This window comes from Streptomyces sp. NPDC001373 (assembly GCF_042895815.1).
GTDB lineage: Bacteria > Actinomycetota > Actinomycetes > Streptomycetales > Streptomycetaceae > Streptomyces.
Genome location: NZ_JBIAWQ010000006.1, coordinates 157766 through 178731, shown reverse-complemented (window position 1 = coordinate 178731; position 20966 = coordinate 157766). Strand labels below are relative to the sequence as shown.

Genomic DNA, 20966 nt, shown 5'->3' with positions numbered 1-20966 from the left:
GTGGTCGGACCGGCAGCTCCTGGGCGTCCTTCCCGAGGCAGGCACCCGCACCGCGCATCATGTGCCGTCGTCGTCTGCCCCCGGGCATCTCCGGCGGCGGCCGTCGTCGAAGCCCACGTCGACGTGTTGTTCGGGTCGGCGCTCCTCCTGGCGGGCGATGGCGCTGAGCACCCTCTCGTCGCCCTCGGTCAATGGAGGCTGCAGCAGGCTGCGCGGGAACAGCCGGCGGGCGCGGACCACGTTCGTCTCCGCGGCGTACACGGTGATCTGCGCGGCCAGGAACAGCCAGGACAGCAGGCCGATCACGGTCGCGAAGAAGCCGTAGACCTGCGAGGCGTGACGCAGCTGATGAGCGACCAGGACGGCGCCGAACGCCTGGAGGACGGTGAACAGCGGCCCGGCCACGACCGAGCCGGGCAGCAGGGCGCGCCACTGGATCTGCGGTGGCGTGAGGATCCGGAAGCACGCCAGGCACAGGCCGGTGTTCACGACGGCGGACAGGACCAGTCCCCCGACACGAGCCGGAGCACCGGACAGCGTGGTCGCGACCAGGCTCGCCGCCGCGGTGGCCAGCACCAGACCGCTGCCCAGGACCGCGAACAGGAGCAGGCTGCGGCCCAGGCGCGGCCAGTAGCCGGGGCGCTTGACGCCGGGGACGTTCCAGACCTCGGCCATCGCGTGCTGGAGCACTTGCGCGATGCCGAGCGCGCCGTACAGCAGCCCGAGCGTGCCGATGACCAGGGCCAGCCCGCTGCCCTGGACGGAGTGGATGTTCTGGCGCAGCTGGTCGCCGATGATCGGGAAGTCGGCGAGCGCGGAGTCGACCACGGCCCGCTGCGCCCCGGGATGGCCGTGCAGGACGAAACCGAGAACGGTGGACAGCAGGAGCAGCAGGGGGATCAGCGCAATGAAGCCGTAGTAGGTGATCAGAGCCGCCAGCAGCGACCCACGGTCGTCGCCGTACTTCTTGACCACTCCCACGGCGACGGCGGGCCCTGTGTGGCGCTGCTGGGTGCGGTCCAGCGCCCGCAGCGCGCGTTCGACCGGGTTCATGTGCCCTCCTCCCGGTGGAGACCTCGGATCCGTGCCTGCCGGACGGGCTGCCCATGAGGGTGCCCGCTTTCGCGTCCGCGAACCCGGGCCGACAGTCATTGGTTACCGCGATTGCCTGCGAGCACGCCTGCACCATGCCCAGGGCCAAGACAGCGCGCGGTGCCCGTCAGCCCCGGTCGCGGGTGAGTGTCTCCTTGACCTTGGCGAGTGCGAAGCCGCGGCCCTGGTCGGCTGTGGGCTTGGGGGGTACGGCGATCTCGCGGGGGTTGGTGAGCACGTCGAGGAGGACGGGACCGGGGGTGTCGAGCGCCTGGCGTACGGCATCGTCGAGCGCGGCCGGGTCGGTGACGCGGATGCCGGTCAGGCCGAGGGCGGTGGCGACGGCGGCGAAGTCGGGGTTGTCGAGCTCCGTGCCGAACCCGGGCAGTCCCGCCTGCTCCTGTTCGAGCGTGACCATCCCCAGCTGCCGGTTGTCGAAGACGACGAGTTTGACCGGCAGCCGGTAGGACCTGATCGTCATCAGGTCGCCGAGCAGCATGCTCAGGCCGCCGTCTCCGCAGAAGGCCACCACCTGGCGGTCGGGGGCCCACAGCTGGGCGCCCAGCGCCTGCGGCATCGCGTTCGCCATCGACCCCAGGTTGTAGGAGCCCAGCAGCCGCCGCGTCCCGCGCATGGTGACGAACCGGGAGAGCCAGACGGTGGCCATGCCGGTGTCCGAGGTGAAGACCGCGTCGTCGGCGGAGTGCCGGTCCACGGACAGGGCCAGGGCCTCGGGACGGATGCCGTGGTCCCGGTTGTCCACCAGGGCGCGCAGCCTGCCGGTCCAGCGGCGGTCGTGACCGGGGTCGGCGAGCTTGTGCTGGTCCTCGGTCCAGGACGCGAAGCGGGAGCGCGCGTCGTCGAGGTGGGAGCCGTCGGACGACGCCTCCAGCCGGGGGAGCAGGGCGCGCAGGGTGGCGCCGACGTCTCCGGCCAGGGAGGCGTCCACCGGGACCCGGCGGCCAAGGTGTTCGGCCCGGCTGTCGATCTGGACGACCTTGCAGCCGGAGGGGTACCAGTCGCGGTACGGGAAGTCCGTGCCCAGCATGACCAGGGTGTCGCAGGCGTCGAGGGCACGGGACGCGGCGGGGTTGCCGATCAGCCCGGTCTGACCCACCTGGTAAGGGTTGTCGTGCTCGAAGCCCTCCTTGGCCTTCAGGGTGAGCACCATGGGGGCGTCGAGGAGCTCCGCCAGCCGCAGCACCTCCGCTCGGGCCTCCCGAGCCCCGCGGCCCACCAGCAGGGTGGTCTTCGAGCCGGCGTTGACGAGCCGCGCGGCCTCGGCGAGCGCGGGATCGTCGGGCCGGGTCACCGGCCGGTCCGGGGCCGGGCGCACCGGGCGGTCGTCGTCGATCTCCCGGTCCCCGAGGTCGCCGGGGATGGTCAGGACCGCCACGCCGCCCCGGCCGACGGCCGCGCGGACCGCGGCCTCCAGCATGCGTGGCATCTGCTGCGGCGAGGTCACCGTCGCCCGGTGGACGGCGACGTCTCGGAACAGCTGCTCGTTGTCGACCTCCTGGAAGTAGTCGGTGCCCATCTCCGCGAGGGGAACCTGCCCGCAGATGGCGAGGACGGGGGCGTGGCTCTTGGCCGCGTCGTAGAGGCCGTTGAGGAGGTGGACGGAGCCGGGGCCGACGGTGCCCGTGCAGACGCCGAGCCGCCCGGAGAGCTGGGCCTGCGCGCCGGCCGCGAAGGCGGCCGCCTCCTCGTGGCGGCAGCCGACCCACTCCACCCCGTCGGTGGTGCGGACGGCGTCCGTGAGCGGGTTGAGGGCGTCGCCGACGACGCCGAAGACGTGGCGGACGCCGAGCTCCGCGAGGGTGTCGACGATCGCGCGGGCAACAGTGCGTGTCATGGGGCAGTCCTTCGGGTCGTGGGGTCGTGGGGTCGTGGGGTCGTGGGGCCGTGGAGTCGTGGGGCCGGGGGCGTCGAGCGAGGGCGCCGGCGGTCAGCCGGCGAACCGGTCGGGGTCGGCGGCGGCCCAGTCCTCGGCCCAGGAGGCGGGCGCCCGGTCGAGGAGCTGCCCGGGGGAGAGCCATGCGTGGAGTTCGGCGCTCGAGCGGACGGTGTGCGGGTCGACGCGGTGCAGCAGCAGACCCGGGTGCAGCTGCCGTGGGTGGTCCACGCCCATCGCCGCCATGATCTGCAGGGCGCTCTCGACGGTGGCCCGCTGGTAGCGGTGCACACGGTCCGCCTTGTCCGCGACGTCCAGGGCGGCCGCCCGGCGGGGGTCCTGCGTGGCGACCCCGACGGGACAGGTGTTGGTGTGGCACCTCTGGGCCTGGATGCAGCCCAGGGCGAACATCATGGGCCGGGCGGCGTTGGCGTAGTCGGCGCCCTGCGCGAGGCGTTTGACCAGGTCGCTCCCGGTGGCGACCTTGCCGCTGGCGCCGATCCCGATGTGGTCGCGCAGGCCCGTGCCGACGAGGGCGTTGTGGACGGTGACCAGGCCGTCGGTGAGCGGCAGTCCGACGTGGTCGGCGAACTCCAGGGGCGCGGCGCCTGTCCCGCCCTCGGCGCCGTCGACGACCACGAAGTCCGGGGCCGTGCCCTCGTCCAGCATGGCCTTGCACACGGCGAGGAACTCGCGGCGCGAGCCCACGCAGAGCTTGAAGCCGACCGGCTTGCCCCCCGAGAGTTCGCGCATCCGCGCGAGGAAGCGCACGAGCCCGCGGGGTGTGGAGAAGACGGTGTGGAACGGCGGCGAGACGACGGTGACCCCCTCGGGCACCCCGCGGACCGCCGCGATCTCGGCGTTGACCTTCGCCCCGGGCAGCACCCCGCCGATTCCGGGCTTGGCACCCTGACTCAGCTTCAGCGAGAGGCACTTCACCTGGTCGTGGGCGGCCTTCTCGGCGAACTGCCGCTCGTCGAAGCGGCCGTCCGCGGTGCGGCAGCCGAAATAGCCGGTCCCGATCTCCCAGACCAGGTCGCCGCCCGGCTCCAGGTGGTACTCGGACAGGCCGCCTTCCCCGGTGTCGTGGGCGAAACCGCCCCGCCGGGCGCCGGCGTTGAGTGCCGTGACGGCCCGGGCCGACAGCGAGCCGAAGCTCATCGCCGAGATGTTGAGCAGCGCCATCTCGTAGGGGCGGGTGCAGTGGGGGCCGCCGATCCGGACCCGCGGGGCTTCTTCGGGAACCGGCCGCGGGGCCATGGACGGGACGAGGTACTCGCCGCCCGGCAGATAGAGGTCGCGTTCCGTACCGAACGGCTCCTCGGCGTCGGTGCCCTTGGCACGCTCGTAGACGAGGGTGCGGGTGTCGCGGTCGAAGGGGCGGCCGTCGAAGTTCCGCTCGATGAAGTACTGCTGGACTTCGGGGCGCAGTGCCTCCAGCGCGAACCGGAAGTGGCCGAGGACCGGGTAGTTGCGCAGGACGGAATGCCTTCGCTGGCACGCGTCCCGGACCGCCACGGCCACCAGGAGGGCCATGGGGGCGGCCAGGACCCACCACCAGGCGGAGAGCGCCACGGCCGCGCCGGCAGCGCCGGCCGCCAGGGCGCCGGGCAGCGCGAACGTCATCACCTTGAGCTTCGTCATCACGACGCGCGCATGCCCTGACGGCGTCCGTGCATGCGGCGGGCTGCGGCTTTGCGACGGGCGCCTCCATCGCCCGGGAGCCGGGGATGCCCACCGGTGCGGCCGTGGCGACGACGGGCCGTGCGCCCTTGAGGGCCTGGCCGCTCAGGCGGTGTCCAGGCCGTCGACGAGGCGGTTGAGGAATCGGCTGAAGGTGGCGTCGGGGGTCAGTGGGCGCCCGGGGGCGGAGAGGGCTTCGGCGAGTTCGGGATGGTGGCCGTCCGAGGCCACGGCGGCGAGGTAGCGGGCTTCGGCGGCGGCCTGGTCCGGGGACTGCGCGGCCGCTGCCTGAGCCGTCTCGTGGGCGACGTGTCCGGCGACGAAGGCGGTGAGCTGGGCGAAGATCTCCATTTTCGCGGCGCCGTCGAGCCCGGTGGGCCGCAGTGCGGTGAGCGCGTGTTCCAGGAAGGCCAGGGTGTTGGGTCCCGGGCTGCGGGGTGTGGCCAGGGCGGCCGGGAGCCAGGGGTGGCGCAGCATGTGGGCGCGCTGGAGGTGGCCGATGGTCTTCAGGTCGGCGCGCCAGTCGGCGGTGAGCGCGCCGTGCGCGGGCAGTTCGCCGCTCACGTGGTCGACCATCAGGTGCAGCAGCGTGTCCTTGTCGGGGGCGTAACTGTACAGCGACATGACCCCGGCCCCGACCTCGGCGGCGACCCGCCTCATGGTGACGGCTTCGAGCCCTTCCGCGTCCGCCAGGGCCACGGCCGCCGCGGTGATCGCCTCCCGGCTGTAGGCGGGCCTGCGGCCCCTGCGCGGCCCCTCTGCGCCCAGCCAGAGCTGTCGCGGGTCCATCCCCGACGTGCCGGTCCGCTCTTCGCGGGGCATGGCCCACGCTCCCTCCGTGATCACGCTGGTCGGCCGGTGCCAGTCAAGCATGAGCTATTGTCGTACGTCGTACGAGAATTGTGGAGGGAAGCCATGACGTCACCCGCAGACCGTCCGACACCCACACCGACGCCCAGGGCCCCGTGGTCGCCCCCCGTCGGCAGGCCCCCGCTCTCCTCGCGGATGATGAGGGCGACCTGGCGCCGCCTCCCCCGGAAGCTGCACGAAGTCGGCTGGGAACCCGGACTGGTGGTACCGGCTGCCGACGGCAGCCCCCTGATCGCCGACCACTACTTCCCGCGCGCTGCGGGCGACTTCCCCACCCTCCTGATCCGTTCCCCCTACGGCAGGGGCCTGCCCTGGTCGCCCATGTACGGCATCCTCTTCGCCGAACAGGGCTTCCACGTCGTGCTCCAGAGCTGCCGCGGCACCGGCGGCTCCGGGGGAGCCTTCGACCTCTGGCGCAACGAGAGCGCCGACGCCCGCGCCACGGTCTCCTGGCTGCGGGAGCAGCCCTGGTTCGACGCGACCCTCGGCACAATCGGCCCCAGCTACCTCGGCTATGTCCAATGGGCCCTCGCCCTGGACCCGCCGCCCGAGCTCAAGGCCATGGTGGTCCAGGTAGGACTGCACGACCCCCACGCACTGTTCCACGACGACGGCGCGCTACGCCTGGAGAACGCCCTCGCCGTCGGCCTGGGCATGACGTATCAGCACCGCGGCACGGTGCCGTTCGTGAAGGCCGCACTGCGCCTCCGGCGCCGCCTGCGCCACGTCACCCGCGCGCAGCCGCTCCGAGGGGCCCACACGGCCGCCCTGGGGGCCGAGGCGCCCTGGCTGGACGAAGTGATGTCGCACCCGGACGCCGACGACCCGTACTGGCACGGCGCGTCCCTGGCCCATGTGGCGCAGCGTCTCACGGTCCCCACGAGCCTGATCACCGGCTGGCACGACGTACTGGCCGACCAGACCTTCGCGCAGTACGACCGGCTCCGCGAAGCAGGCTGCGACACCGCCCTCCTCGTCGGCCCCTGGACCCACACCACCGCCCTCCAGCAGGGATGGCCCGAAGTCTTCGCCGAAAGCCTCGCCTGGCTGCGCGCCCACCTGTGCGCCGACCCCTCCGGCCTGCGCCCCACCCGGGTACGAGCGCACGTCGGCGGCCGGAACACCTGGCGCGACCTGGACGACTGGCCCCCGGCCGCCGCCGACACGCCCTGGTACCCCGCCCCCGGCGGACACCTCACACGGCAGCCCTCCACCGGCCCCGCACCCCTGGCGACCTTCCGCTACGACCCGGCCGACCCCACCCCCTCCCTCGGAGGCCGACTCCTCTCCCGCACGGCCGGCCCGCGCGACAACGCCCCCCTGGAGACCCGCGAGGACGTCCTGACGTTCACCAGCGCACCCCTGACCGAGCCCGTGGACGTCCTGGGGCCGGTCTCCGCGCGGCTGACCGTCTCCACCGACACCGGGCACACCGACGTCTTCAGCCGCCTGTGCGACGTTGACGAACAGGGCCGATCCACCAACGTCTGCGACGGGCTGAGCCCGGCCCGGACAGCCGAGGGCCTGCCTTCGCACGTCACCGTGCCGATGGGCTCCACCGCCCACCACTTCCCCGCAGGGCACCGCATACGCTGGCAGATCAGCGCCGGGGCCCACCCGCGCTACGCCCGCAATCCCGGCACCGGCCAGTCCCCGGTGGACGCCACGGACTTCACCCCCGTCCAGATCACGGTCCATGCGGACTCGAGGCTGGTGCTCCCGGCGCACGAGCACGGTGAGCCGAACCGGGCGCCGTCGCCGTGCGCGGACCTGACCTGACCTGCGCCGCCTTCGACGTCCCCGCCTCACCGAGGCCCGGGAGCGTCGTCCTGGGCCTCGGGGTCGACAGAACTGCGTTTGTAGTGACATGGGTAGGGATAGGGGTCTCCCCCGTCCGCGTGGACGGTACCGTCCATCCGCAGTTCGCCGTGCTCCACGTAGAAGTGCAGTATCTGGATGTCGTTGTGGCCTCTAAAACTGAGTACCAGATAGGGCGGAAGGCCGGGATCTTCATTGACGCCATGCCATTTCCCGTCGGATGAACGGCGTGTCACCTGGGAATTCGGCCCGGGGCCGTCCCACTGGACGGGAAAGTCCTTGCTGACAAAGGTGTAATCGTCGCGTAGCCGGACCACCGGCGATCCGCATCGCGGCTCCCCGTCCCACCGGCCCACCAGTTCGGCATGGGTCACGGCCTCTGGAGTGACGACCGGCTTGCCCGCTCCGCAAGAAGAGAGGCCGAGTCCCGTCACGGTGACAGCCGCAAGGCCTGCACCGATGCGAAATATGTGGAAATTCACGCTGTCAGCTTCCGGCCGTCGTCTGAATGGCGCCCAGTATGCCGGACGGTGATCCCTCGAAACGCGACTCGCCCCGCTCGATCAGCCGGCAGGCCAGGGCGAGCCGTTCTCCGGTGAGCCACATCAGGGGTGTCGTTCCCGGCTGGGCCCGGAAGCGGCGGTGCAGCGTCGCCGGGCTGACCGCCGCCCTCGCCGCCAGGTCGGACACCGTGAGCGGTGCGTCCTCGACACCTGAGCGGACAGGACGGCCAATGACCCCGTCGGCGGTTCCGGCGCGGCATTCGCCCTCGCGGGCGGAGCCGTCGTGCTCCGTCGGCGCCGGCGCGCGAGCACCCACTGAGCCCGACCCGGCCCTGGGGAGGTGCCCCGGTGAGGGGGCGGGGGAGGCCCGCCCCCTCGCGGTCACAGCGTGCGGGTCAGGCGGTCGGTGAGCAGCCGGGAGAAGCGGGCCGGGTCGGGCAGGTCGCCCCCTTCGGCGAGCAGTGCGCTGCCGTAGATCAGCTCGGCGATCTCCGCCAGTGCCGGGTCGTCGGCGCCTGCGGCGTGAGCCGTGCGCAGGGCGGTGACCAGCGGGTGCGCCGGGTTGAGTTCCAGGATCCTCCTGACGGTGGGCATCTGCTGGCCCATCGCCCGGTACATCTTCTCCAGGGTGGGTGTCACGTCGTGGGCGTCGCCGACGATGCAGGCCGCCGAGGTGGTCAGGCGTGACGACAGGCGGACCTGCTTGACCTGCTCGGAGAGGGTGGTGGTCAGCCAGGGCAGCAGGGCGGCGAAGTCCTGCTCGCGCCGGGCCTTGTCGGCGTCGGTCTCCTTCTCGCCGTCGGCGGATTCGTCGAGGTCGACCTGGCCCTTGGCGATGGACTGCAGACGGTGGCCGTCGAAGGCGGGGACCTGGTCGACCCACACCTCGTCGACGGGGTCGGTGAGGATCAGGACCTCGTAGCCCTTGGCGGCGAAGGCCTCCATGTGCGGGGAGTTCTCCACCATGGCGCGGCTCTCGCCGGTCAGGTAGTAGATGGTGTCCTGGCCGTCCTTCATGCGCTCGACGTACTCGCGCAGGGTGGTGGGCCTGTCGGGGTCGTGGGTGGAGGCCACCGACACCAGCTGGAGCAGGGCCTCGGTGTTGTCCGTGTCCTCGACCAGGCCTTCCTTCAGCGCACGGCCGAACTGGGCCCACACCTTCGCGTAGCGCTCGGCGTCCTTCAGCTGCATGTCCTTGAGGGCGCCCAGGACCTTCTTGACCAGGCGCCGGCGCACGCCGCGGATCTGGCGGTCGTGCTGGAGGATCTCGCGGGAGACGTTCAGCGACAGGTCGTGGGCGTCGACGACGCCCTTGACGAAACGCAGGTAGTTGGGCATGAGCGCTTCGCAGTCGTCCATGATGAACACCCGCTTGACGTACAGCTGCACGCCGGGCTTGGTCTCGCGGGAGAACAGGTCGAAGGGCGCCTGCGACGGGATGAAGAGCAGCGCCTCGTACTCGAAGGTGCCTTCGGCGCGCATGTGGATCGTCTCGGCCGGAGGCAGCCAGTCGTGGCTGATCTGCTGGTAGAACTCGTTGTACTCGTCCTCGGTCACCTCGGTGCGCGGCCGGGCCCACAGCGCCTTCATCGAGTTGAGCGTGTCGACGGCGCGGGCGTTCCCGCCCTCGGTGTCGGCGTGCTCGGCGGCCATCCGGATCGGCCAGCGGATGAAGTCCGAGTACTGCTTGACGATCTGCCGGATCTTCGACTCGGACAGGTAGTCGGCGAGCCCGTCCTCGCTGTCGGCGGGCTTGAGGTGCAGGGTGACCGAGGTGCCCACGGGCAGGCCGTCGACGGCCTGGATCGCGTAGGTGCCCTCGCCGTCGGACTCCCACTGGGTGCCGGAGTCGGTACCGGCCCGTCGGGTGCGCAGGGTGACCTTGTCGGCGACCATGAACGCCGAGTAGAAGCCGACGCCGAACTGCCCGATCAGGCTCTCGGCGGCTGCGGCGTCCTTGGAATCCTTGATCTTCTCCAGCAGGCCGGCGGTGCCGGACTTGGCGATCGTGCCGATCAGATCCACCAGGTCGTCCCGGGTCATGCCGATCCCGTTGTCACGGACGGTCAGGGTGCGGGCGTTCTTGTCGACCTCCAGCGAGATGTGCAGGTCGGTGGGGTCGCACTCGGTGAGGCTGGAGTCGGTCAGCGATTCCAGCCGCAGCTTGTCCAGGGCGTCGGAGGCGTTCGAGATCAGCTCGCGCAGGAAGATGTCCTTGTTCGAGTAGATCGAGTGAATCACCAGCCGGAGCAACTGGCGGGTTTCGGCCTGGAATTCCAGCGTCTCGACGCTGCTGCTCATGGGGTCTCTTTCTCTGGGAACGTCATGAACGGATGTGGACTGGGGCCGGGACGGACCGTGGCCCGTCGGCGGCGTGGGATGCGACCGTCAGCCACCGGCCGGGGGACGGGCGCCGGCGGGCAGATCGTCCTCCCGCGGGAAGAGGACGTCCGCGCCGGACATCTGAAGCAGCCGTTGGAGCTGGGGAGCCGGGTTGGCGAGGTGGAGCTCCGCGTTGGTCCTGGCTGCTTCCCGCCGTGCGGCGAGGAGTGCGTTGAGCCCCGAGGAATCGCAGAAGGTGACCCGGCTGCAGTCGGCGACGATGCGGTCGGCCCGGGAGGTGCGCAGGAGACCGAGTGCTTCGTCGAGGGCACGGCTGAGGCCCGGTGCGGTGGCGATGTCGATCTCGCCGGTGGGCCGGACGGCGGCGACGGGGCCGATGATCTCGACGACGGGCTGTGTGCCGTTCGCCTGGTCGCCTCTCTCGGTCACGGCGGTACCTCCATGGTGTGCGGCCCGTGCGGCTGTGCGGCCTGTGCGGGTGGTCGGTTCGGGGCGGCTCAGGAGTTGCGCTGGTCTTTGCTGTCCTGGCGGAGCCGGTCGGTGTGGCGGGTCATGGCGTCGATGCGGTCCGTGATGCCGGCGTCCTGGGGCCGCAGATGGTCCCGGGACGCGGCCAGGGGTCCGACGAGTCGGGCGGCGTCGTTGTCGGCGAGGGCCAGGTTCAGCTCGCCGATCGCGTCTTCCGCGCTGGCCGGGAGGCCGGCGAGGGAGGTGACCTGGCCGGCGAGGCGCCGGAGGTCGGCCGCGTTGTCGCGGGCCCAGGCGGTGACGGTGCGGTCGGCGGCACGCGAGTCCCGGGTGGCCTGGACCCGCTGTTCACCCGTGCTTCCCGCGGCGCCGGGGCGCAGCCGCAGGTACCGGCGTTCGGCGGCCTGCCGGCTGGCGACGCCGAGAGGGCCCGCGAGGTCGGCCCAGCTGGCACCCCGGCCGCGCGCCGTTTCGATCAGGACGCTCTCCCAGCCGGCGAGCTGCTCGCGGACCTCGCGGAGCATCAGCAGGGCGGCCAGGGCCGGGTGCGGACCGCGGTCGCCTGCGGGCGGTGCCGTGGCCGTCGAGGTGTCCGGTGAGGACCGCTGCGCGTCCTTCACGGCCCGGGTGATGGCCTCCAGCGCCGCCGCGGCGGCATGGAAGGACACCGGTGTGGTCGGCGGTTCTGCTTCGGTCATGGCACCTCCGTCTGGCCTTGTCATCCCCTGGATGACGTCTTGCTTGTCATCGTTTCGATGACATGTTACAACGGGAGCACGTTGAAGCGCATGGGCAGTTCCTGCCTGATCCAACTGGAGGTGTTTCGCGATGCTGATGCGCACCGACCCGTTCCGCGAGATCGACCGGATCGTCCAGCAGCTCTCGGGTACGTCCGGCACCTGGTCGAAGCCCTCGGTCATGCCGATGGACGCCTACCGCGAGGGCGACACATACGTGATCGCCTTCGACCTGCCCGGTGTGAGCACAGAGGCGATCGACATCGACGTCGAGCGGAACATGCTGACCGTGAAGGCGGAACGGCGTCCGGCCTCCAAGGGCGACACCGTGCAGATGGAACTCTCCGAGCGGCCCCTGGGCGTCTTCTCCCGCCAGATCATGCTGGCCGACACCCTGGACACCGAGCGCATCGAGGCCGACTACGAGGCGGGGGTCCTGACCCTGCGGATCCCCATCGCCGAGCGCGCCAAGCCCCGCAAGATCAGCATCGGCGGCGAAGCGGGCCGCAAGCAGATCTCCGGCTGAGCCCCCGTACCAGGGGCCGCGGAGGGCGGGAACCTCCGACCCCCCTCCGGCACCCGCCCTCCGCCCCCTTGATCTTGTACACCCCTTCGTTCTCCGGAGGTGCTGTCGATGTCGATGCGCAGGGAGTCGTTCCTGGCCCATGTCCGGGAACGCGGTGAGTACGAAACCGTCGAGGAAGCCGACCGTGTGTCCCGCGTGGTCCTGGCCCTGCTGGGCGCGCACCTGGTCGGCACCGTACGGGCCGAGCTGGCGGCCCGGCTGCCCGAGACCTACGCCCTGATCCTCCTCAATCCGCTGCAGGCAGCCGAGCCGCTCTCCCCGGAGCGGTTCGTCCGCGCGACGGCGGCCTGGATCGAGGGGGCCACCGAGGAGACGGCCCTGTGGGACATCGGGGCGGTCCTGTCCACAGCGGCCGCCGCCGCGGGCGATGACCTCACCCGCGAGGTCCTGCTCCAGCTCCCGCCCGGCTACGACATCCTCTTCGGCCACTCCCAGCCCGCCTGACCACACCGGCCGCAGACCGGATCCTTCGCACAGAAAGGCAGCCACAGCCGTGTACGACCAGCCTCCAGCGAACCCGTCCCGCACCCTCATGACGTTCGACCAGATGCTGGAAAGCGTGCGCTACGAGGGCGCCTACCCCACCCGCGAACGCGCCGCGGAAGCCGTCCACCACGTCCTGGCCGCCCTCGGCCGCCGGCTCACCGGAGCCGAGCGCGCCGACCTCGCCCGCTGCCTGCCCGTCGAGGCCGCCCTCACCCTGACCGCCCAGATCCCCGACGCCCACCCCCTCACCGGCTGGGGCTTCGTCAAGGACCTGGCCGCCCGCACCGGCGCCAGCCCCGCGACCACCCGCTGGGACACCGGCGCCGTCCTCGCCGTCGTCACACGCCTGGCGGGACCCGACCTCCTCAACCGGATCCTGCGCCGGCTCCCGGACGGCTACGCCCTCCTCTTCGGCCAGGCCGAACTGCGCCAACGCCAGCCCGCCGCCTGACCTGGCGCCGGGCGGGCCGCATCGCCTCCTGGGCCGTTCGCCTGGGTATGGTCACCACGAGGCGAGGCTGTCCATCGGAGCAGGCTGCTCGTCCGGCGCGTGGTTCATGTGCCGGTCGCGGTCGCGGTCGCCGGTCGCCTACGGCCGGGCGAGCGTCGCGAAGCCGGCGCAGAGCAGGCGGACGCTCCGGGTGAACTTCTCGTCCTGGTCCGGGCGTCGTGTCAGCGGGTCCATGACCAGGGGGAACCGCTCGCACAGGTCGGCGTAGAGCTCCGCGGTGACGGGTGGCGGCGCGGCGGGCTGGTTCTGTTCCTGGAGTACGAAGCCGGTGGCGTGGCTGAGCAGGGTGTCGGCGGCGATGTGGCAGTGGTCGGCGGGCAGGCCGGCGTCGAGGAGGGTGCGCAGCAGGCGTTCCATCAGGGAGAGGGCTCCGGTGCTGAGCATGCCGGGGCTCTCGGCGAGGAGCTGGGCGCCGCCCGGGTGCTGCGCGATGCCCCGGCGCAGGCTGGTGGCCTGGGCTTCGATGCGGTCCTGCCAGGTGGCGGCGGGCGGGAGGGCGGCGAGGGCTTCGGTGCCGGCGTCGTAGGCGCGGCGGCAGACCCGGTCGGCCATCAGGGCGAGCAGCTCCTCCTTGCCGCGGACGTGGTAGTAGAGGCTGCCCGCATGGGTGTCCAGGCGCTCGGCGACCTGGCGCATGGACAGGTTCTGGTAGCCGACCTCGGCGAACACGGCCATGCCGGCGTCGACGATGCGCTCCTTGGTGAGCTTCATGCGTTCCACCGTACATCGCTTTCGAACACTGTTGGAATTCTCTGTTAGCTTTGCCCCATCAGGTTTCGAACGGTGTTGGAAACGGCGTCGCCAGGGGGAGGAGTCAGGTCATGGAGGCGATCGTCTTCAACGTGACCACGGCCGCGCTGATGGTCATGATGTTCAACTGCGGGCTGGGTGTGGTCGGCCGCGACACCCTGCGCGGGCGGCCGCTCCCGTGGGCGGCGATCGGCCTGACCGCCGCGGCCGTCGGCGGAGTCGTGCTCCAGCTGGTGTGGCCCGGTGCCATGGACGCGCTGGACGGCGACCCCGCCAAGTCCGGCTGGTGGCGCGAGTTCACCTCGGTGTTCATGCAGAACGGCGGCCTCTTCGGGGGCCTGTGGAACCTCGTGACCCTGGCCGCTGTCGCCGCGCTCGCCCAGTGGTACTGGGGCGGGCCCCTGACCCTCGGCTTCTTCCTCGCCGGCATCGTGCTCCCCGGCCGGATCGACACCCTGCTCGGCTTCGGTGACGGCCCCAGCACCGACCCGCGCAATTTCGCGGGCAGCTCCGGCGCCACCTACTTCCTCGGCGCCACCCTCGCCCTGGCCCTCCTCACCCGCACCCGCCTCCCCAAGGAGACCGCCCTCGCGCTCGCCGTCCCCGCCCTCGGCCTCGCGGTGTGGCTCGCGCAGGACAACGGCCACGGGCTGGTGTCCGTGTACGGATTCGCCCTCGCGGCCGCGGTCCGGGCGCTCCGCAGCCGCCTCCCCCGCCGCGCACCGGACCGGACGACGGCCTGAGCGGCACTCCGGCAGCGGCTTCGTTCCGGGCCGCCCGGGAGTTCCCGCGCGGCGGGCGCGGACGGTGCCGTGGGTCAGCGGTGCGCGGCCGTCCGCCGCCCGCCCGTGGACGACGAGCTGACAAATAGTCAGTGTGGAGTAGTTTCCCGCAAGTCCGCTATGTGCCTGAGACATGGTGCGCTGTCATATGCGTGCCAGATTGCCCCGCTCATCTCGTTGTACCCATACAGGGGAAGGCAGGAAAATGGGCAGGATCAGGAACGGGACCACGACGCTGGCCACCGCGCTGGCCGTCTTGGGATCGCTCGCGGCCGCGGGAGGCACAGCTCACGCGGAAGCGGGCCAGGACACCATCAGCATGCTGAAGCAGGAGAAGACCCAGTGGTGCTGGGTCGCCTCCGGACTGACCATCGCCAAGTTCCAGGGCTTCGGCTCCACACAGACGGACTTCTGCAACCGGGCCCAGCCTTACTACGGCTGCAACAACCAGCCCGCCACGCTCGACGACATGGCCAGGGGCTGGAGCAGCCTCGGCCTGACCCGCACCGGCTCCGGCCTGAGCAGCGCAGCCACGTTCAACCAGGTGTACACCGACGTCAAGGCGGCCCGGCCGATCGGTGCCCGCATCGGGTGGACGTCCGGGGGAGGCCACATGAACGTGGTCTACGGCTTCGACACGTCGAACAACACGATCGCCGTGGCCGACCCGTGGCCGGACACCACCACGTACACGTGGTGGAACTACAACGACTACGTGAGCAACAGCTCGTCGAAGTGGACCCACTCCCGCATCGGCATCTCCCGCTAAGGCAGGCGACATGCGTGACACCAGCGGCATCGAAACGTCCAGCAAGCGGGCGGCCTCCCGCTCCTCCCGTCTGTCCCTCGTCATCGCGGTGAGCGCATCCGCGCTGCTGTCCGTCGTCGGGCCGACGCACGCGAGCCCCGCCAAGGACCCTCTCCCCGCCGACATCCCCGACTACCAAGCCGCCCTCAGCGCGGTGAAGTCGACCGACGTCCGCAACGCCGTCTGCCGCTTCCTGCGCACTCCGGTTCCCGCCGGCGGCTCCGCCGCAACGGTGCAGTCGATCCCCGAGACGGCCGAGCCCTGCCAGGGTCTCCCGGTCTTCACGATCAGAGATCCGGTGGCCCTGAACGAGATCACCCCCGGGTTCGTCGCCGGCACCGCCAAGCCACTGCCCGACGAGGCGGTCAAGCTGACCCAGCTGGTCTCCTCCCTCAGCACCACCGTCAACGGCCGCAACGCCACCGTCATGCTCGCCCCCTCCCAGGGCGGGGGCTGGCACCTGGCGGCCGTGCGCGACGGCGACGGCGATGCCACCTACGCCAGCAGAGCCACCCTGGGGACACTGGTCTTCACCGAGCCGCAGATCCGCGGCTGGTACCAGCTCAAGCTCACCACCGTCGAGCCCCTCAACGACCAGGCCCGGCAAGGACTCGGCGGCCGGGCAGCGGTGTCGCTCAGCGACTACCAGAAGCTGGTCAAGGCCCGCTACGCCGACAAGCTGCCCGGCTCGCAGTACGACACCGCCGGCTACTCCAGCGGCTACGGCCTCCAGCGCACGGAGGACGACGCCCCGCCCTCCGCCCTGCTCCTTGCCGGCGGTTCCGGCGCGGCCCTGGCCCTCGCGGGCGCAGCCGTCGTGCTCCGTCGGCGTCGGCGCACAAGCACCCCTTGAGCCGCTCGCCACCGGCGCCCGCGGCGAGGACCGTAGGTGCCACCGGCGCACGAGCCTCAGGCACGGGAACGCCGGCGGACGGCTGCAACACCCGCGCCGAGGTGCAGGGGCCAAGGCGCGTCCCCCGGCGGCGTCATCGTTCACGGGCGCCGCCGGAGAGGACGAAGCCGCTGTAGCCGTCTCGGGCCGACGCCTCGCACGCGGCCCGGTAGCGGTCCAGCCCGCCGGTGTAGGCCAGGAACACCCGCGGCTTTCCAGGGACGTCGGATCCCATGTACCAGGATTGCGCCGCCGGGTAGAGCGTGCGGTCCGCGAGCTCCGCGACGTGGGCGCGCCAAGCCTCCTCCGCCTCCGGTGCGGCATCGATCTGCGTGAGGCCGTTCCGGATCAGATGGGCGATGCAGTCGGTGATCCACTCCACCTGCTGCTCCAGGGACACCGCGATGTTGCTGAGGACGGACGGGCTGAGCGGGCCGAGCACGGTGAAGAGGTTGGGGAAGCCGGCCGACATGAGCCCGAGGTGGTTGCGTGGGCCGTCCGCCCACTTCTCCCTCAGGCTCACGTCGGCCCTGCCCACGATGTCGATGGCGAGCTGGGATCCGGTCAGCGCGTCGAAGCCGGTGGCGAAGACGATCGTGTCGAAGGCGTGTTCCTCCTCCGTGGTCCGGATTCCCCGGGGTGTGATCGTCTCGATCGGGGTCGCGCGGAGGTCCACCAGCGTCACGTGCGGCAGGTTGTAGGCCGCGTAGTAGCCGGTGTCCAGGCAGGGACGCTTCGTCGCGAACGGGTACGTGCGGGGGGAGAGCGCCTCGGCCGTCTCCGGGTCGTTGACGGTCGACCGGATCTTGGACCGGACGAACTCGGCCACCGTCGCGTTGGCCCTCTCGTCGGTCAGGATGTCGGTGTACGTGCGGAGCAGCCCGCTGAGCAGTCCCGACTCCCATGCCGCCTCGTAGGCGGCCGTCCGCTCCGCCTCGTCGGCCGCGAGCGCGGAACCGGTCGGCGGTTCGAACACGGTACCGCCCCGGGAGAGCCGCTGGGCCTGGCGGAACTGCGGGTACCGGGACTTGAGCTCGGCGGTCTCGGCGCCGAGCAGCGGGCGGTTGTGGGCGGGCAGCGCGTAGGCCGGGGTGCGCTGGAAGACGGTGAGCGCGGCCGCCCGCTCGGCGATCACGGGGACGGCCTGGACCCCGGAGCACCCGGTCCCGATGACGGCGACCCGCTTGCCGGCGAAGGAGACCTTCTCGCGCGGCCAGCGGGCGGTGTGCAGGACCTCGCCCGTGAAGCGGTCCTGCCCGGGAATCCGGGGGTCTTTGGGCGCCGACATGCAGCCCGAGGCCAGGACGAGGAATCGGGTGGTGACGGTGCGTCCGCTGTCCGTGGAGACACGCCAGGTGTGGGCGGTGCCGTCGTATGCGGCGCTGGTGACACGGGTGTGCAGGGTGACGTCCTCGCGCAGGCCGAAGCGGTCGGCGACGTGCTGGATGTAGCGCAGGATCTCCGGCTGGGACGCGTACCGCTCGCTCCACTCCCACTCCTGGTCCAGTTCGGGGGAGAAGGAGTACGAGTACGACATGCTTTCGACGTCGCAGCGTGCGCCGGGATAGCGGTTCCAGTACCAGGTCCCGCCGATGTCCTCGCCGGCCTCGAAGACCGCTACGCGTAAGCCGAGTTCACGCAGCCGGTACAGCTGGTAGAGACCCGAGAGCCCGGCGCCGACGACGACGGCGTCGACCCGGTCGGCGCCGGGGGCGGTGGTTCCCATCGGTTGCTCCATGTCTCCGCACGCGGCACGCGGCCCGCCCCGTCGGGGGCGGTGTCGGCAGGGGCGGGTGCGGTGGTGGGTGCGGTCGCCGCGCGGGGAGCCGGCGGGTGCACGGGGCGCGGCGGCACGGGAGCGACATCCTGGTCCATGTCCGGTGTCACGGGAAGTGGGGGTGGCTCGTCGGCCACCCCCGTCCCGGGGCGCCCGCATCCGAACGCATTGCCGTTGGAAATCCGCCAACTACCGCGACGACGTACGGTTATTGGCCGCTATTGGACCGTGACGACCTCCCGCGGGAGAGGTAATCTTCAGGCAAAGACGTGGTCGCTGGGTGGTCAAACGAATCACCGAGTGTCGCCCGTACCGTCCCGTCCCGCGTCGGCTTGCGACGTGGGCGGAGACACGCGAACACCGGCGTCATGCCCTTGGCGCACGCCGATCCACCCATCGACTGATGACCTGAACACACCGCGCCCGCATACCGTCGTGAGCGCAGGAGAAAGGCCACCATGAAGTCCCTGGTCGACAACGCACGTTCCTTCACGGCCCACGTGGCGGAACGGGCCCAGGAGTTCCACGCCCTCGAGGCCGGGCAGAGCCCCGAAGTCCTCTTCATCGCCTGTTCCGACTCCCGAGTGGTCCCGTCCCTGATCACCGGCGCCCGCCCGGGTGAGCTGTTCGAGCTGCGGACGGCGGGCAACATCGTGCCCCCGTACAGCGGCAGCCGCCCCTCCGCCGAAACGGCCACCATCGAGTACGCGGTGCGGGTGCTGGGGGTCCGCGACGTCATCGTGTGCGGGCATTCGCACTGCGGGGCGGTCAACGCCCTGGTGAGCGGCGGAGACCTCTCCGGCCTGCCCGCCGTCCGGGGCTGGCTGGAGCACGCGGCCGGCAGGCCCGAGACGACCGCACCCCTCTCCCCGGACCTCGCAGAGGCCGTCCAGCGCCACGCGGTCGCCCAGCTGGGGCGGCTGTACGAGCATCCCTGTGTGGCGGAACGGGTGGAGGCCGGGACCTTGGCGGTGCACGCCTGGTACTACGAGGTCCACACCGGGGCCGTGCAGGTGTACCAGCCGGCCGCCACCTCCTTCCGGCCGCTGTGACCCTCATCCGCCCTCCCCACGGGCCGCCTTTCCGCCTTCCCCTTCCGCTTCCGCCGTGCGAGGAAGTCCACTGATGTTCTCCACCCTCAAGAAGCCCGCCCATCTGCGACGAGACCTCCTGGCCTCGCTCGTCGTCTTCCTGGTCGCCCTGCCCCTGTGCGTCGGAGTCGCCGTGGCCTCCGGGGTGCCCGCCGAACTCGGACTGGTCACCGGGATCGTCGGGGGTCTCGTCGTCGGCTGCCTGCCCGGCAGCAGCCTCCAGGTCAGCGGCCCGGCCGCGGGCCTGACCGTACTGGTCTTCGAAGCCGTACAGGAGTTCGGCCTCGGCGCCCTGGGAGCCGTCGTCCTCCTCGCCGGACTGGCCCAACTCGTGATGGGGGCACTCCGGTTCGGCCGGTTCTTCCGTGCGATCACGGTGGCGGTCGTCCAGGGCATGCTCGCGGGGATCGGACTCGTCCTGATCTTCGGACAGCTCTACACCATGGCCGGCGTCGAGCAGCCCCGCTCCGGACTCGGCAAGATCGCGGGGATTCCGCGGCTGGCCACCGAGATCGCCTCCACCGGCGCCGTCCTGACCTCCTTCGCCGTCGGTGCGGCCACCATCGCCGTCCTCGTCGTGTGGAAGAGGCTCCCGGCCAAGGTCCAGGCGGTGCCCGCCCCGCTGGCCGCGGTCGCCCTCGCCACCGCGGTCACCGCCGCGGCGGGCCGGCCGGTCCCCCGCGTCGACGTGCAGGGGCTCCTCGCCGCCATCCAGCCGCCGGGGCTGTCGGACTTCGCCTCGCTGGGCAGCCTGGCCGCCGTCGGCACGGTCATCGCCTTCGCCCTGATCGCCTCGGCCGAAAGCCTGTTCAGCGCCGCCGCCGTCGACCGCATGCACGACGGCCCGCGGACCGACTTCGACAAGGAGCTGATGGCGCAGGGTGCGGGCAACGCCATCTGCGGCGTGCTCGGCGCCCTGCCCCTGACCGCCGTCATCGTGCGCAGCGCGGCCAACGTCCAGGCCGGAGCCAGGACCAGGCTCTCCCGCGTCCTGCACGGGCTGTGGCTCGTGCTCTTCGCCGCCCTCCTGCCGGCCGCGATCGGTGTCATCCCCCTGGCCGCCCTCGCCGGCGTCCTCGTCCACGCGGGCTGCAAGCTCATCCCCGTCAAGGACCTGCTCCCCCTGTGGCACTCCCACCGCGGGGAGGCCCTCGTCCTGGCCGCCACCGCGACCGCCATCGTCGGCACGAACATGTTCGAGGGCGTCCTGCTCGGCATCGCCCTGGCCGTGGCCAAGAGCGCCTGGGAGACCTCGCACGTCCACCTCGACGTGCACGAGACGACGGACGGCCGGTTCCACGTCACCCTCAGCGGTTCCGCCACCTTCCTCCGGCTGCCCCGGATGCTCGAGACCCTCGAAGCCCTGCCCTGCGGCCACCCCGTGGAGCTCGACCTCTCCGGGCTTCGCCACCTGGACCACGCCTGCCGCACCACCCTGGAGGGCTGGGCGCAGCAGCGCGGGGCCACCATCGGGGTCCCGGCGAAACCCTGAGCGCCGCTCCGGCCCTCCGGGCTCGCTGCGGCCGGCCGTGACGGTTTCGGCCCTTCTCCTGCGATTACGCGCCATCTCTTGGTTTTCCATTGACCCTCCCTTGGGATTCTCTTTACTTTGGAGGGCGGTGGAAAACACCGATGCCGTGCCGTTCCCCTCACTGGAGGTATCGCCGTGGAGAAGCTCATCCGCACCATGACGCAGGACGACGTCTGGCGCCGCTGGGTCGAGGCCAACTCGACGCAGGCCGCGAAGGACGGCTGCATCAGCGCCTCGCCCAAGGAGGGCTGCATCAGCCTCGCCGGCAAGAGCGGCTGCATCTCCTGACGCACCCGCTCCGGCCCGACCGCCCGGGGTGCGGAGCCTTCGGGGGCGCGGCGGGG

Annotated in this window: 20 protein-coding genes and 2 pseudogenes; 11 read left to right on the top strand and 11 right to left on the bottom strand. The window is 71.6% G+C overall.

Annotation, left to right across the window (positions count from 1 at the left end):
* Positions 1-57 precede the first annotated feature (57 nt).
* From ACFY15_RS16240 to ACFY15_RS16225, 4 genes are all read right to left on the bottom strand, one after another.
* Positions 58-1053, bottom strand: coding sequence for a YihY/virulence factor BrkB family protein (locus ACFY15_RS16240; RefSeq protein ID WP_390688317.1), 996 nt, complete (start codon positions 1051-1053; stop codon positions 58-60).
* Positions 1054-1219: 166 nt separating this feature from the next.
* Positions 1220-2947 (bottom strand): thiamine pyrophosphate-dependent enzyme, encoded by a 1728-nt coding sequence (locus ACFY15_RS16235; RefSeq protein WP_390688316.1) that lies wholly within the window; start codon positions 2945-2947, stop codon positions 1220-1222.
* 93 nt (positions 2948-3040) lie between these two features.
* The gene (locus ACFY15_RS16230) at positions 3041-4612 is read right to left on the bottom strand and encodes an FMN-binding glutamate synthase family protein (protein ID WP_390825736.1); all 1572 of its coding nucleotides are present in this window, start codon (positions 4610-4612) and stop codon (positions 3041-3043) included.
* Positions 4613-4774: 162 nt separating this feature from the next.
* A complete protein-coding gene (locus ACFY15_RS16225; RefSeq protein ID WP_390688315.1) occupies positions 4775-5491 on the bottom strand; it encodes a TetR/AcrR family transcriptional regulator in 717 nt (238 codons plus the stop codon).
* Positions 5492-5584: 93 nt separating this feature from the next.
* Between ACFY15_RS16225 and ACFY15_RS16220 the strand changes: the two genes are divergently transcribed.
* Complete coding sequence (locus tag ACFY15_RS16220) at positions 5585-7318, top strand: CocE/NonD family hydrolase (RefSeq protein WP_390825658.1); 1734 nt, start codon at positions 5585-5587, stop codon at positions 7316-7318.
* Positions 7319-7344: 26 nt separating this feature from the next.
* Here ACFY15_RS16220 and ACFY15_RS16215 read toward each other — a convergent pair whose 3' ends face one another.
* Both ACFY15_RS16215 and ACFY15_RS16210 read right to left on the bottom strand, forming a co-directional pair.
* Positions 7345-7839, bottom strand: coding sequence for a hypothetical protein (locus ACFY15_RS16215; protein WP_390688313.1), 495 nt, complete (start codon positions 7837-7839; stop codon positions 7345-7347).
* Positions 7840-7894: 55 nt separating this feature from the next.
* A pseudogene (locus ACFY15_RS16210) lies at positions 7895-8065 on the bottom strand (helix-turn-helix domain-containing protein); the annotation flags it as partial.
* A 39-nt stretch (positions 8066-8104) separates the two neighbouring features.
* Here ACFY15_RS16210 and ACFY15_RS16205 point away from each other — a divergent pair.
* A pseudogene (locus tag ACFY15_RS16205) lies at positions 8105-8179 on the top strand (PEP-CTERM sorting domain-containing protein); the annotation flags it as partial.
* A 62-nt stretch (positions 8180-8241) separates the two neighbouring features.
* Here the strand turns inward: ACFY15_RS16205 and htpG are convergent.
* From htpG to ACFY15_RS16190, 3 genes are all read right to left on the bottom strand, one after another.
* Positions 8242-10161 carry a molecular chaperone HtpG gene (gene htpG, locus ACFY15_RS16200; RefSeq protein WP_390688312.1) on the bottom strand — a complete coding sequence of 640 codons (1920 nt, stop codon included), beginning with the start codon at positions 10159-10161 and terminating at the stop codon, positions 8242-8244.
* 87 nt (positions 10162-10248) lie between these two features.
* Entirely contained in the window at positions 10249-10632 is a 384-nt protein-coding gene (locus tag ACFY15_RS16195) for an STAS domain-containing protein (protein ID WP_390688311.1), read from the bottom strand.
* Between the two features lie 68 nt (positions 10633-10700).
* A complete protein-coding gene (locus ACFY15_RS16190; protein ID WP_390688310.1) occupies positions 10701-11369 on the bottom strand; it encodes an HSP18 transcriptional regulator in 669 nt (222 codons plus the stop codon).
* Between the two features lie 130 nt (positions 11370-11499).
* On the opposite strand from ACFY15_RS16190, the gene ACFY15_RS16185 reads away from it, so the two are divergent.
* The 3 genes from ACFY15_RS16185 to ACFY15_RS16175 all read left to right on the top strand — a co-directional run bounded on the left by ACFY15_RS16185 (position 11500) and on the right by ACFY15_RS16175 (position 12931).
* On the top strand, positions 11500-11934 hold the full coding sequence (locus ACFY15_RS16185) for an Hsp20/alpha crystallin family protein (RefSeq protein WP_390688309.1): 435 nt from the start codon (positions 11500-11502) through the stop codon (positions 11932-11934).
* A gap of 108 nt (positions 11935-12042) precedes the next feature.
* Entirely contained in the window at positions 12043-12438 is a 396-nt protein-coding gene (locus tag ACFY15_RS16180; protein WP_390688308.1) for a DUF2267 domain-containing protein, read from the top strand.
* 88 nt (positions 12439-12526) lie between these two features.
* Positions 12527-12931: a DUF2267 domain-containing protein gene (locus ACFY15_RS16175; RefSeq protein ID WP_390688307.1), complete on the top strand. Its 405-nt coding sequence runs from the start codon at positions 12527-12529 to the stop codon at positions 12929-12931.
* A gap of 138 nt (positions 12932-13069) precedes the next feature.
* On the opposite strand, the gene ACFY15_RS16170 is transcribed toward ACFY15_RS16175, so the two are convergent.
* The gene (locus ACFY15_RS16170; RefSeq protein WP_390688306.1) at positions 13070-13702 is read right to left on the bottom strand and encodes a TetR/AcrR family transcriptional regulator; all 633 of its coding nucleotides are present in this window, start codon (positions 13700-13702) and stop codon (positions 13070-13072) included.
* A gap of 110 nt (positions 13703-13812) precedes the next feature.
* Here ACFY15_RS16170 and ACFY15_RS16165 point away from each other — a divergent pair, with 110 nt between their 5' ends.
* The 3 genes from ACFY15_RS16165 to ACFY15_RS16155 all read left to right on the top strand — a co-directional run bounded on the left by ACFY15_RS16165 (position 13813) and on the right by ACFY15_RS16155 (position 16184).
* Positions 13813-14484 carry a hypothetical protein gene (locus ACFY15_RS16165; RefSeq protein WP_390688305.1) on the top strand — a complete coding sequence of 224 codons (672 nt, stop codon included), beginning with the start codon at positions 13813-13815 and terminating at the stop codon, positions 14482-14484.
* A 244-nt stretch (positions 14485-14728) separates the two neighbouring features.
* Positions 14729-15292 (top strand): papain-like cysteine protease family protein, encoded by a 564-nt coding sequence (locus tag ACFY15_RS16160; protein ID WP_390688304.1) that lies wholly within the window; start codon positions 14729-14731, stop codon positions 15290-15292.
* Between the two features lie 10 nt (positions 15293-15302).
* Complete coding sequence (locus ACFY15_RS16155; RefSeq protein WP_390688303.1) at positions 15303-16184, top strand: hypothetical protein; 882 nt, start codon at positions 15303-15305, stop codon at positions 16182-16184.
* Between the two features lie 133 nt (positions 16185-16317).
* Here the strand turns inward: ACFY15_RS16155 and ACFY15_RS16150 are convergent, their stop codons facing one another.
* The gene (locus ACFY15_RS16150; protein ID WP_390688302.1) at positions 16318-17949 is read right to left on the bottom strand and encodes a flavin-containing monooxygenase; all 1632 of its coding nucleotides are present in this window, start codon (positions 17947-17949) and stop codon (positions 16318-16320) included.
* Positions 17950-18458: 509 nt separating this feature from the next.
* Between ACFY15_RS16150 and ACFY15_RS16145 the strand changes: the two genes are divergently transcribed.
* The 3 genes from ACFY15_RS16145 (at position 18459) to ACFY15_RS16135 (ending at position 20910) form a co-directional block, all read left to right on the top strand.
* Positions 18459-19052, top strand: coding sequence for a carbonic anhydrase (locus ACFY15_RS16145; protein ID WP_390688301.1), 594 nt, complete (start codon positions 18459-18461; stop codon positions 19050-19052).
* 73 nt (positions 19053-19125) lie between these two features.
* The gene (locus ACFY15_RS16140) at positions 19126-20583 is read left to right on the top strand and encodes a SulP family inorganic anion transporter (protein ID WP_390825657.1); all 1458 of its coding nucleotides are present in this window, start codon (positions 19126-19128) and stop codon (positions 20581-20583) included.
* 174 nt (positions 20584-20757) lie between these two features.
* On the top strand, positions 20758-20910 hold the full coding sequence (locus ACFY15_RS16135; RefSeq protein ID WP_390825656.1) for a hypothetical protein: 153 nt from the start codon (positions 20758-20760) through the stop codon (positions 20908-20910).
* Positions 20911-20966 lie beyond the last annotated feature (56 nt).